The sequence below is a fragment of the Photorhabdus cinerea genome (genome assembly GCF_011189575.1).
GTDB lineage: Bacteria > Pseudomonadota > Gammaproteobacteria > Enterobacterales > Enterobacteriaceae > Photorhabdus > Photorhabdus cinerea.
In genome coordinates this window covers 38,140-50,633 of sequence record NZ_PUJW01000002.1, presented here as the reverse complement: position 1 = coordinate 50,633, position 12,494 = coordinate 38,140, and the positions used below count along the sequence as shown (strand labels likewise).

At 40.4% G+C, this 12,494-nt stretch carries 11 protein-coding genes and 1 pseudogene; 3 read left to right on the top strand and 9 right to left on the bottom strand.

Annotated elements, in window-relative coordinates:
- Positions 1-2: 2 nt before the first annotated feature.
- Genes C5469_RS23450 through C5469_RS02315 form a run of 3 tightly spaced genes read right to left on the bottom strand, consistent with a single transcriptional unit; the run spans position 3 to position 2,034 of the window.
- Positions 3-419: a type VI secretion system baseplate subunit TssF gene (locus C5469_RS23450; protein ID WP_242689374.1), complete on the bottom strand. Its 417-nt coding sequence runs from the start codon at positions 417-419 to the stop codon at positions 3-5.
- Complete coding sequence (locus C5469_RS02320) at positions 389-1,750, bottom strand: type VI secretion system baseplate subunit TssF (protein ID WP_242689373.1); 1,362 nt, start codon at positions 1,748-1,750, stop codon at positions 389-391. Before C5469_RS02320 ends, C5469_RS23450 begins: the two co-directional genes overlap by 31 nt.
- An 11-nt stretch (positions 1,751-1,761) precedes the next feature.
- The gene (locus C5469_RS02315) at positions 1,762-2,034 is read right to left on the bottom strand and encodes a PAAR domain-containing protein (RefSeq protein ID WP_166301802.1); all 273 of its coding nucleotides are present in this window, start codon (positions 2,032-2,034) and stop codon (positions 1,762-1,764) included.
- A gap of 950 nt (positions 2,035-2,984) precedes the next feature.
- Here C5469_RS02315 and C5469_RS02310 point away from each other — a divergent pair.
- Complete coding sequence (locus tag C5469_RS02310) at positions 2,985-3,362, top strand: LecA/PA-IL family lectin (RefSeq protein ID WP_166301799.1); 378 nt, start codon at positions 2,985-2,987, stop codon at positions 3,360-3,362.
- A gap of 195 nt (positions 3,363-3,557) precedes the next feature.
- Here C5469_RS02310 and C5469_RS02305 read toward each other — a convergent pair whose 3' ends face one another.
- Entirely contained in the window at positions 3,558-4,136 is a 579-nt protein-coding gene (locus C5469_RS02305; RefSeq protein WP_166302357.1) for a YceI family protein, read from the bottom strand.
- Positions 4,137-4,165: 29 nt separating this feature from the next.
- A complete protein-coding gene (locus tag C5469_RS02300) occupies positions 4,166-4,720 on the bottom strand; it encodes a cytochrome b (protein ID WP_149616902.1) in 555 nt (184 codons plus the stop codon).
- Between the two features lie 372 nt (positions 4,721-5,092).
- On the opposite strand from C5469_RS02300, the gene C5469_RS02295 reads away from it, so the two are divergent.
- The gene (locus tag C5469_RS02295; protein WP_166301796.1) at positions 5,093-5,830 is read left to right on the top strand and encodes a cyclase family protein; all 738 of its coding nucleotides are present in this window, start codon (positions 5,093-5,095) and stop codon (positions 5,828-5,830) included.
- Between the two features lie 274 nt (positions 5,831-6,104).
- A complete protein-coding gene (gene argS, locus C5469_RS02290) occupies positions 6,105-7,835 on the top strand; it encodes an arginine--tRNA ligase (RefSeq protein WP_166301793.1) in 1,731 nt (576 codons plus the stop codon).
- Positions 7,836-7,961: 126 nt separating this feature from the next.
- On the opposite strand, the gene murJ is transcribed toward argS, so the two are convergent.
- The 4 genes and pseudogenes from murJ to rimJ form a co-directional block, all read right to left on the bottom strand.
- On the bottom strand, positions 7,962-9,500 hold the full coding sequence (gene murJ / locus C5469_RS02285) for a murein biosynthesis integral membrane protein MurJ (RefSeq protein ID WP_166301790.1): 1,539 nt from the start codon (positions 9,498-9,500) through the stop codon (positions 7,962-7,964).
- A 223-nt stretch (positions 9,501-9,723) separates the two neighbouring features.
- Complete coding sequence (locus C5469_RS02280; RefSeq protein WP_036774974.1) at positions 9,724-10,158, bottom strand: DUF29 domain-containing protein; 435 nt, start codon at positions 10,156-10,158, stop codon at positions 9,724-9,726.
- An 891-nt stretch (positions 10,159-11,049) separates the two neighbouring features.
- A pseudogene (locus C5469_RS02275) lies at positions 11,050-11,430 on the bottom strand (hypothetical protein); the annotation flags it as partial.
- 472 nt (positions 11,431-11,902) lie between these two features.
- On the bottom strand, positions 11,903-12,487 hold the full coding sequence (rimJ, locus tag C5469_RS02270) for a ribosomal protein S5-alanine N-acetyltransferase (protein ID WP_166301787.1): 585 nt from the start codon (positions 12,485-12,487) through the stop codon (positions 11,903-11,905).
- Between the last annotated feature and the right edge of the window lie 7 nt (positions 12,488-12,494).

The window sequence follows — 12,494 nt, the reverse complement described above, 5'->3', positions numbered from 1 at the left end:
TATTACATATAAGCGCGCAGCCCAAACATCATGTTCTGAAAGTCCCACAAGACTTCCCCCGTCCGACCATCAATCACTTTCATCATCAGAAAAGCTCCCATGCTAATGAAGGATGTCATCAGACGCATGACCACCAGACTGAACTGATACATCTCCCCCTGATTGACGTAACAATCCGGGTTCAGGGTCAGGATAAGCTGGTGTCCCCGCACAGGAACGCCCTTATCCAGGCGATCTATCGGAATGTTCTCCAGTTGGACGATGCCGTTTATATGTGCCTGAATACGCCGGCTTAATACCTGATCTGGAGAAAAATCAAATATCTTCAAAAAGTCTTGTAACGAGTGAGTTTTAAATATTATCCAGGGCGAACCGGCAAAGCTGGAAATCAATGGCCAGGCCGATCTGTCTTGTACCATCGGTGGATAGCAGGCAGAAACCGGGTGATATTGCTGATTGTCAGCCCCATAGCGTTTTCTCCCGGCTGATTAATCTCACCAATACCGAGATCAGCGGCCTTTAACTGATAGCCAGTAAACTGACAAAAAATCGGTTGCGGTGGCAGGTTATTCGCCGGCTGACCATAACAGTCAAAAAAATGAAGCTGATGGTGGATATGCTGCAAAATATCGCAGTCCGTATTCAGTTGATAATAATAAATAAACTCAGCATCCGGCTGGAAATGAGCCGTTGGGGTAATTGTTTCGATAGGCAGATAGCGGTATGGCTGCCCGCGCTCCAGCTTCGGCTCAGTCAATATATAAACGTGATCAAGGCTGAACAGCTGTTGAGTCGGCTCTAAGGGGATTTTATAATCATTACTCCCCTTGTTTACCGGGATTTCCACACTGGTCATTGGCTCCAGGTGCCTGACCGGTACACAATCCAACAGAAAGGTTTGAGTAATATCGGTCAGTTCCAGATTACCTTCAAACCGCAAAATCAGCTCGAATGTCCGATCCGCGTTCAACTTCACTAACGAACGATCATCCCTGATATCAATGGTCACAAAATCATGGACATGAGGCAGATAATAGTATTCAGTCATCAGTTGCAGAATAGAAACCGGCGAGTTTTCCCTGGCGGGCAGAATGGAAACCTGCCGCTCTGTCCCCCACAACGCCGATACCGGGTAGCAGTTATCCAGCGTGATGGTTTTATCCTGTGTCCGTAACTGGACATCACAGAGATAAAAGTCAAGCCATAAGGCTAATTGCGCCGCCTGCTCACGATCTCGGCCTAAAAAGAAATGCAGCGGGCAGCTTCGCCATTCTGGGGTATTACCCGAATAGTACAGCGTTAACGTTATCTCACTGTACTCCGCGGTTGTATTCAATTGCCGGTTAATCACCGTCAGCGGTTCGATATGCAGGGGACAACAGGTTTCAAAACACATTTTTTGTTCACCTTCGCCGGCAAAAACCGATGTACCTGCCGGCAAGGTCCTTGCGCCTAAGTGATTTTCCCCAGTTGGTGAAAACTGAACGAGACTCGTTGGTGGTAACGGACGCAGTGCTTGCGGCCAAATACGCATTATCATCCCTAACCCATACTCAGGAAAATCATCTTCAATTTTATAGCGGACGCGGGAAGCGAGCAGTGCAAAGCCCTGCGTTAATCGCTCAATCCCCGGTTCACCGGCCCCTTCAGATAAAAAATTCGCTAGATGTGGGCTTTCTTTTGCAACTTCCAGCGCCAGTTGTCGCATATAACTCAGTTCTTGCAGGAAAAGCGATTGTCTTCTATTCATCACTCGCTCTCCTACATGATTTTTATCTGACAACGTGTCTGTGAGGCAACCAAAGTTGCCCCACAGGAAGTTTTCATGCCCTCCAAAGCAAGCCCTTGTTGATTAGTCCCGACTGTATTAGAAACCCCTTCAACAATGATTTGATACCCGCCACACGTTGGACAGGACACCGGATCGTTAATCCGCGCCACACTTTTTCCCAAAACCTGAAAACTCTCATCACCCGCTAATACAGAACCGCCATGAGAGGTTTTGTCACCTTGTCGTATGATATTTTTCAACATAGATATCCCGCCAGAAATGAAAAGGATTAATTGCGTCACCAAAGAAATAAGATAGTAAGAATCCTATTATCACAGGCAAAAAGCACCGCTTACACCATGAGTCATGGTGCGTTGAATGACAGGAAGATAAAAATATATCCCCATCAATTAATATCCCTTTAAACAAAGGGAACGGGATTGAAAGTTTCGTTCATATGATGGAACTCAAATTATAATTATTAAACTATCACCAAATAGCAAGAAAATTTTGTATTTTTTTTACTCACAGAAAATCAGTTCGTAAGAAAGCGCGGAAAATTCAACAGGGATTGAGTTATCGCCAGACATTCAACCTATTAATTTTTAATTAAAAAATATCGCCACTACCATTTATCATAGCGACCAATAATATCATCCATTTAATCTTTTAATTAATCGTTTGATTAATAACTCAGTCTGTATTAAATACCGGATATATATCCAATAGATTTCAAATTGCAGGGCGGCGACAAGTGAACGCATCCCCAGTCGTGGGATCATCTGCAAGATATTTCTGAAACTCACGAAATACTATTTATCAATAATTTACTGTAACCATTTTACACAATTTCCGCACACAATGAGAATTAAGGGAAACCTTGGTTCTCTAACCTAATTATATTAGGAAATAAAAAAGAGAAATCTTATTCTTTTATCCTGACGATTCTGGAAGATCATTTAAAATCAAAAATCATAACAAAGTTTATTATTCAATTTGAAATTAATATTTCATAAAAAACAAAAATGAAAAAACAATTATAACACTAAATTAACCATCTCTCTGAAAATTATTATTGTTATTAACGCAGATCACAATCCATGATTTTTTTCATTGTTGCTTCTATCATAAAAATATAAATTTTCTTTTAGTCAAATATATAAAAATCTTTGACTAAATTATTTCTATAAAATACAATTTCAGAGACAACACTATGTACAATTGGTCAGGGAATGTTCTAGCTAACGCTATAAACGGTACATCCACAGGGCTTATGCTCAAACAAGGAGATACAATCTCTGTTGTTGCTCATGGATGGGTGAAATATGGCCTTGGTGATACTGAATGGGCATCACCTGATGGCCCTGTACCTAATAATCCACAACCGCCATCAATAGCCACGCTCGCCGCTAAAATTGCCAACAGAAAGTTTAAAATTGGCAATGGAATACTTCATAAAACAGTTCCTGTAGATGGCGAATTAATACTTTTATTCAATGACACAACGGGTAATTATGGTAATAACTCACGTGAATTCCAAGTCGAGGTCATAATAGAATCTCAGTACTCCCCTCTACAAGAAATAGTGTAAATATGTATTAACAATAAAATAATAAACATTCTCTCATTGATATAATGCCAAGTGAAAAATCACATCATTTCACTTGGCAGATGGCATCCCACAATCTATGATATCAACTAAAAAGAGGGTTTTTCCTATCAATAAAAAGGCCACGCAATGCGCAGCCCTTAATAAATTGCACTACCGAATTAAGTCATCAGAATATTACTTCTCCCGAACGCCTTCGATAGAAATTAATAAATCCGCTTCCTGTGATTTAGGCCCCAAATCTTTTTGGAAATTAAAGTCTTTCAGTTTGATTTTACCATAAGCTTCAAAACCTACGCGGTAGCCACCCCACGGATCTTTACCTTCACCCATCAATTTTGCATTCAGTACCACTGGCTTTGTCACACCATTTAAAGTCAGATCACCTGTAACAATATATTTCTCCCCTTCTTTTTTCACTTCAGTTGAAATGAATTTTGCTTCAGGGTATTTCTCTGTATTAAAGTAATCTTTACTACGCAGATGTTTATCACGCTCAGCATGGTTAGTGTCCAGACTGGCTATTTTGATCGTCACATCAACTTTATTTGCTGCCGGATTTTTCTCATCAAATGTGAAAGAGCCATCAAAATCTTTAAATGTCCCATATAGCCAGCTATACCCCAAATGCTGAATGCGGAATTCAATAAAGGCGTGCTGGCCTGGGATATCAATTTTATAATTGGCTGCTAATGCAGAACTTGCATTCAGTAACAATGCACCCGCAGTCAGGCCAAGTAACGTCTTCTTTAACAACATATTATTCTCCATAAGCATTTTTTGTATTATTCAGAACGGAAACCCAGCATACGCTTCAGGGTTGCATCACGATCAATAAGATGATGTTTTAACGCAGCAATAGTATGTAATAACGATAAAATCACCACCGTCCAAGCAAGGTAAAGATGAATCATTCCAGCAGCATCTGCCTGTTTGCCCTGACCCATTAATGTGGCTGGCACAGTAAACCAATCAAAGACAGTAATCGGTTGTCCATCAGCGGTCGAAATTAAATAACCACTAATTAAAATGCCAAACAGTAAGATGTACAACAGAATATGCATTAAAACAGCACTGACCCTAGTCAAACAGCTATAACTGGCTAATGGTTTTGGTGGTGGTGATACAAAACGCCAGATAACACGCCCAACCATCGTTATCAGTAGCACTATTCCGATGCTTTTATGAATTTCAGGTGCTTTGTGATACCACGTATCGTAATATCCCAACGTCACCATCCACAATCCTAGTGCAAACATGCCATACACAGCCAATGCAACCAGCCAGTGTAAAAGGACGGATAAATGACCAAATTGGTTAGAAGTATTCTTCCAAAGCATATGTAGTTCCTTTTTAGGTCAATGCTGGTGAGCTATTTTGGATTAATTAAATCATAAACGATATGGATTTCTTTTTTATCAAAAATTTCAACAAATAATTTGCAAAAGATTTTCAATTTTAATCAATAAAACTCATTTAAAAATAAAAAAGCATTAAATAACAATAAAATAGAAATAAATCACATTAAGAGCACGAACCAAAAACATATAATATATATTTTTTTATTATATTGGATTTTGAATTTTAACTAATGTAAGAATCAATTATCTTATTCTCTGAGGAATATCACTATTTACAGCAACAAATCTTACAGCATTAATCATGCAATAGTGGTAAAAATAACATCAATAATTATCAAAAAGGAGGTTTTTATGTCAGATAACATCTTACAAGCACTGACTTTATTAAAATCGAAAAAATGGGTCGATTTGACACACAGCTTCGATAAAGACTCTCCACGTTTTTTTATGTTTGATTCAGCAGAGTTTAAAACTCTTTTCAATTATAAAGATGGCTTTTTTACTCAGCAATTTTCTTTTCCCGGCCAATACGGGACTCACATTGATGCTCCCTGCCATTTTGTTCCCAATACCCGTTATGTTGATGAGCTAGAATTAAAAGAGCTGGTTTTACCTTTAATCGTACTTGATCAATCAGAAAGAGCAAAACAGGACCCTCATTTTTCACTTTCTAAAGCAGATATTCTTAAATTTGAAGAAGAATACGGGATTATCGAAGCAGGTACTTTCGTTGCTCTCAGAACTGACTGGAGTAAACGCTGGCCATCTCAGGAAGCAATGGATAATAAAGATGATTCTGGCAATAACCAAATACCTGGTTGGGGAATAGATGCCCTCAAATTTTTATTTGAAGAACGCCATATTAAAGCCATTGGACATGAAACATTTGATACCGATGCCGCTAAAGATTTTAGAAAGAATAATGCGTTGCTAAGCGAAGATTATGTATTAAAGCAAGATACTTATCAGATAGAACTTTTAGCTAATTTAGATCAAATCCCTGTGCGTGGTGCCGTTATTTTCAATATCGTGGCCAAACCTAAAAAAGCATCTGGTTTTCCAGTTCGCTCGTTTGCCATACTCCCATGACTACTCCTGCTGCCTTGAAATTAATGATACCTTATGCCGTATATTAATTACGGCATTATATACCCGTTATCTTTCAAGTTGCCTCTTTGTTGGCTGCACTATTTTTCGATAAAATGCGTTTTTTGTCTTCGCAGCCTGGCACAAAGCAACAGTAAAGTGGAACGTCATATGTTGAATATGGTATAAAACCTGCCGTTTTTTCTTATGAATCATTTTGTATAGGGTATTGTTTGCTACAATATACCTATTCTCGTTCGTAATTTAAGGTAACCAGGTGAATATTCAGGCGATTCTTTCAGAAAAAGTCAGCCAAGCGCTGATTGCAGCCGGTGCTCCAACCGACAGCGAAGCTCACATCCGCCAATCTGCGAAAGTACAATTTGGTGACTATCAGGCCAATGGCGTGATGGCCGCCGCGAAAAAAGTGGGTATGCCACCCCGACAACTGGCAGAAAAAGTTGTTAGCCTGCTAGATCTGCAAGGTATCGCCAGTAAAGTTGAAATCGCTGGCCCCGGTTTTATCAACATTTTTCTTGATAAAGCATGGATTGCAGCCAATATCGAAACTGCACTGAAAGATGAAAAACTGGGCGTTACCCCGGTCAAACCACAAACTATCGTTGTCGATTATTCAGCTCCCAATGTCGCTAAACAGATGCATGTGGGTCATCTGCGCTCCACGATTATTGGTGATGCCGCGGTCCGTACGCTTGAATTCCTCGGTCATAAGATTATCCGCGCTAACCACGTTGGTGACTGGGGAACGCAATTCGGTATGCTGATTGCCTATCTGGAAAAAGTGCAAAATGAAAATGCCAGCGATATGGCACTGTCCGATCTGGAAGCTTTCTACCGTGAAGCGAAAAAGCACTACGATGAAGATGAAGAGTTTGCGGTTCACGCCCGTAGCTATGTAGTAAAACTGCAAGGCGGTGATGAATATTGTCGTACCATGTGGCGCAAGCTAGTAGACATCACGATGGCCCAGAATCAGCAAACCTATGATCGTCTGAATGTCACTTTGACTAAAAATTCTGTCATGGGTGAAAGTCTGTACAACGATCTGCTGCCGGGTATTGTCGCTGATCTGAAACAAAAAGGACTGGCGGTAGAAAGTGATGGTGCAACCGTGGTTTACCTTGAAGAGTATAAAAATAAAGAAGGTGAATCCATGGGCGTTATTATCCAGAAGAAAGATGGTGGTTACCTTTACACCACAACGGATATTGCCTGTGCAAAATACCGTTATGAAACCCTGCACGCTGACCGCGTTCTTTACTACATCGATTCCCGTCAACATCAGCATTTGATGCAAGCATGGGCTATTGTCCGTAAAGCAGGCTATATCCCAGAATCTGTGTCACTGGAACACCATATGTTTGGCATGATGTTGGGTAAAGATGGCAAGCCATTTAAAACTCGCGCCGGTGGTACGGTCAGATTGACTGATCTGTTGGATGAAGCCATCGAACGCGCTAATATCCTTATCCGTGAAAAGAACCCGGATATGCCAGAAGACGAACTAAAAGAAGTCGTTGCAGCTGTGGGTATCGGCGCAGTGAAATATGCTGATCTTTCCAAGAGCCGTACCACAGATTACATCTTCGATTGGGATAATATGCTCGCCTTTGAAGGTAATACTGCACCTTATATGCAATATGCTTACACCCGCGTGGCTTCAATTTTCAAACGTGCTGAAATTGATGAAAGCAGCCTGACACTGCCAGTTATCTTGAATGAAGATCGCGAACAAGCGTTAGCCACCCGTTTATTACAGTTTGAAGAGACCATTACCACCGTCGCCCGTGAAGGTACACCACATGTTATGTGTGCCTACCTGTACGATCTGGCTGGTCTGTTCTCTGGCTTCTATGAACACTGCCAGATCCTCAATGCGGAAAGCGAAGAATTGCGTCAAAGCCGCCTGAAACTGGCTCTATTGACCGCTAAAACACTGAAGCAAGGTCTGAATACTTTAGGTATTGAGACAGTAGAACGGATGTAATTAATAGAGTAATCATTGCCTTGCTAAAAAATTGGCGTGATATGGGATATATCACATTGTCACGCCTTTTATTTTAAGTTAGCTTAGCTCTGCCTGAGCTGATAATAACGGCTGATATACCTAAACTTATTGCAAATCGCGTTGAGCGAAATCTTTCAACCGAAATCCCATCAAAGCTAATGCGGCAAAATAACTACCCGCCCCAGCGATAACCACCATCATTAACCTCAACAAACGGATTGCCATATTTCCCTGCTCCCATGCTGGCATTAACCATAAAGTCACCGCTAATACGGCAATCATTACCGCAATGGCCACAACCAGTTTAAATAAGAAAACGCCCCAACCAGCTAATGGCTTAAAGATATTTTGTTTACGTAATTGCCAATAAAGCATACTGGCATTAAAACAAGCTGCCAGACCGATAGAAAGCGCCAACCCTGCATGTTTCAATGGACCAATAAAAACAAGGTTCATTAACTGGGTCAGAATCAAAGTCGCAATCGCAATTTTTACTGGGGTTTTAATATCCTGACGGGAATAGAAGCCCGGTGCCAACACTTTGACAATAATTATCCCCATCAACCCAAAGCAATAAGCAATCAATGCTCTCTGGGTCATTTCCGCATCAAATGCAGTAAAATTACCATATTGGAAAAGAGAAACCGTCAAAGGTTTTGCCAGAATACCCAACGCAATAGCACAGGGTAACGCCAATAGAAAACAGAGCCGAAGTCCCCAATCCATCAGCCTGGTATATTCCCCATGATTTCCGCTGGAAAAACTTTTCGCCAAGGAAGGCAAAAGAATAGTTCCGAGAGCAACACCTAACACGCCGGAAGGTAATTCCATCAAACGGTCAGCGTAATACATCCAGGACACAGAACCAGATACCAGAAATGAGGCGAAAATCGTATTGATAATTAATGAAATTTGGCTAACTGAAACCCCAAGAATCGCGGGTCCCATCTGCCGCATCACCCGCCATACTCCGCTGTTACGGAAAGAAACTCGTGGCAATACCAGCATGCCTATTTTTTTCAGGTGAGGAAGCTGATAGACGAGTTGCAAAACACCGCCGACAACCACAGCCCAACCCAACGCCATCACGGGTGGATTGCAATAAGGTGCGACAAACAACGCAAATACAATCATGCTGATATTAAGCAGCGTCGGGGCGAAAGCAGGCACAGAAAACCGGTTCCAGGTATTTAATATCGCTCCTGCCAACGAAGCCAGTGATATTAGAAAAATATAGGGAAAAGTAATTCTTAACAGATTCGTCGTCAAAATAAATTTATCCGGAGTATCAGTAAAACCCGGAGCCGTAATATAAATCACCCACGGTGCCGCTAAAATACCCAGTACAGTGACAACCGCCAGAATTAGCGTCAACATACCGGAAACATAGGCAATAAACGTCCGGGTGGCTTCATCACCCTGTTGATTTTTATATTCTGCCAAAATTGGCACAAACGCCTGAGAAAATGCACCTTCTGCAAATATACGGCGCAATAGATTAGGTAATTTAAATGCAACAAAAAAGGCATCCGGTGCCGCACCTGCGCCAAATATGCGGGCAATAATGGCATCACGGATAAAACCCAGCACCCGGGAAAACATAGTCATAGAACTGACCGCAGCCAGCGACTTCAATAAACTCATTGTATTTATCCCAAAATCATGTTAACTGATTACGAATCAATAACATAAATGAAAATTAGCGCAAAACTTATGCGACAAAACATCACATGTCGTTAAACACTTCAATAAATTACATCACCATTTAGAACGATAAAAGGGCCAGAAGGCCCTGTTTATGCAAATAGTAAACTTCAAAAAACGCACCAACCGAAGTAGTGCGCCAAATAAGTCAACTCATTGAAGTTTAGTCAGGATAGAACTCTTGTGAAAAGATCTGATTTATATTCCAGATACATTCATCCGGGAACATATCCAACCCGGTTTCGTCGATAGCGGAAGAAACTGCATCAGCCCAAACTTTAGCAAACCAGTCCTCATCAGCAATTGTGTTTTTCAGACTGGGTGTCTCTTTTATATGCAATACTAGTGCTTTTCTCTGTTCCTTGATAGTTCGTTGCCAACTTGAACCACGACGCCCAGGCTGGAATTGCCATTTCAGAAGATGGGCCAGCAAAACCGCCATACGACTTGCCAGTTCACGTTTTTCACTCTTGCCCACGTCCTCAATCTCCTCGGCAATATTGGCTACATCGATCTCAGAGAATTTACCTGCGCGCAATAATGCCGCTTGTTCATTCGCCCAAGCGAGCACATCAGTTTCGTAACGGGTATGACTCATGCTTGCCTCCGTTGATAAACCTGCCATACAGATAATTCCTATGTATTTCCTAAGCTGCCTGTACAGTAGTGCATGTAAAGTGCACGTAAACTATTAGTTTACTCTCATTTGACAAAATTTTCTAAGCTACCTGTCCGGCAATACACCATTAGATATTAAATTTAACTTGCTGATTTTAAAAGAATATAATGGTTATAAGGTGAAAAAACCTTTTTAAGAAATACTTAATTTTATAATAAAATCAATAAATTATGAATTTATACAAAAAGGCAAATCAGGTTCGACGCAAACATCATCCTTTTATAACAGCCAAAATACAGATTTGGGTAGAATTTAGTAGACATTAAAATAAATCGATTTATCAGGAATTTTTATAATTCATTGGAGTGAAAAATAAATAACTTATATAACGATGACATGAATATTTATTTTCAATTTAACTGACATTACTCGAAAAAATATAAAATAAAAGTTAGTATTTATCAAATCATTATTAAGCGGAATTTCACACTAATTAAATTCATAGATTAGAATAAGCGTAATATTTTGCATGATAGCCGCTCTCTGAAAGCCTCCACCCTGCCAGCGTACCGATCACAGGGTAGAGAAACCATTCCATTAAGCTCTTTCAAAAGGATAGGGCTTATTGTCATATATCTGCCAGATTATTCTACCGGACATTCTGGCTTAACCTAACGGCGTTACCTGTTTATTAGCGTCTAATATCTTATTAGGGTCTAACGCCTTATTAGGATCTAACGTCTTATTAGGGTCTAACATCAGAATAATTGTATTTGTTACTTGATTCTGAGATGTTCCAGCATTCACTGGTTTCTGAGTTACCTCTGCATTGACTGCTTTCTGATTCTGAGGTAGCTCAGCGATCACTGCTTTTGGATGCAGCGTATACATCCCGCCATTAAACGGATCAAATAAGAGCCAACCAATTAAACCACCGAATATAAAATTACCACCAATATACCAACCATTAGCGCTCGCTTTAATTGGTAACGTTACAGACTCAGAATTCTCTTTAGTAAAAGAGACCAGATAGCCTTTCTTACCAAAATAACTCCCGTCGGACTTCTCTAAAATCACATCTTGAGGCGTTTTCCCTTGTGCAACAACCCTGCCTAACTCATCTTTGATGGAGAATGTGGCTCCTGATGGATTACTATCAACCTGAATATGCTGAGTTTTATCCCCCACAATCGTAGCGCAACCGCTAGTAAACATTACAGCAGCCAAAGACAAGGCGGTAATATTATTCATTACTAATCATCCACTTTATTAATAAGCGCGGCGAGTATACATAAACACATGCTTATGCACTAGAGCTCATTACGCTATAAATCATTAACTTTTATAAACTACCTGTACGGCAGTGCACGTATGATGCATATACCTTAAATCCAACTTCTGTTTCTAAGCTGCCTGTACGGCAGTGCACCCTCAGAGCGGCCACGCTGCCAATTATCTGTTTTTCTAAGCTGCCTGTACGGCAGTGCACACATTGTTGCATATTAACCTTAACTTACTGACAGTTAAAGTATATTTTAATAAAACAACGAAAAAACCCTTTTTTACAAGAGAAATAATATTCCATTGAAAATCAATAAATTAAAATCGCCTCTTAAAAAAGGGTCAAAAATAAGGTGCGGGGAACCTGGCAGATTTTTAACAGTAATTTAATTCATCATTACTAATCCTCTTCACTTTATCTGGTGACAATACAGCTTAAGCATCAACTTTTTTCACTCCATTTTTCATCCGTCAATGCCGTTAATACATGATCCTGCCAGACTCCATTGATCATCAGGTATTTCCTGGCATAACCTTCTCGTTCAAAGCCTAATCGTTCCAACAATTTTCCACTACGATGATTATTTGGCATATAATTAGCCATAATCCGATGTATCCCCTGTTGACGTTGCATATAACGAATAGCTGGCTGTAAAGCTTCATACATCAGCCCTTTTCCCTGCCATTTTTCACCAAGAGAGTATCCCAAATAACAAGCATGGAAAGCACCTCGCAATATGTTACTGAAGTTTGCAACCCCCATAACTTCATTCTCATTCGGCTCAAGCAGCAAAAAATGAAAAGCCGCGCTCTGTCTTTGCATTTCTGTAATTAAATTAAGCCGGTTCATCCAACCAGAAGGTTGGCAATGGCTTTTATCTCTGTCCGGTTCCCAAGGTTTAAGAAACTCATGATTTTCTGAATAATACTCCGCCAAACGATAAGCATCCCGCTCATACACTAAACGCACCACCATTCTATCTGTTATCAGACGAACTTTCGGTAAAGTGGAACGATAACCAAACATTATTTCT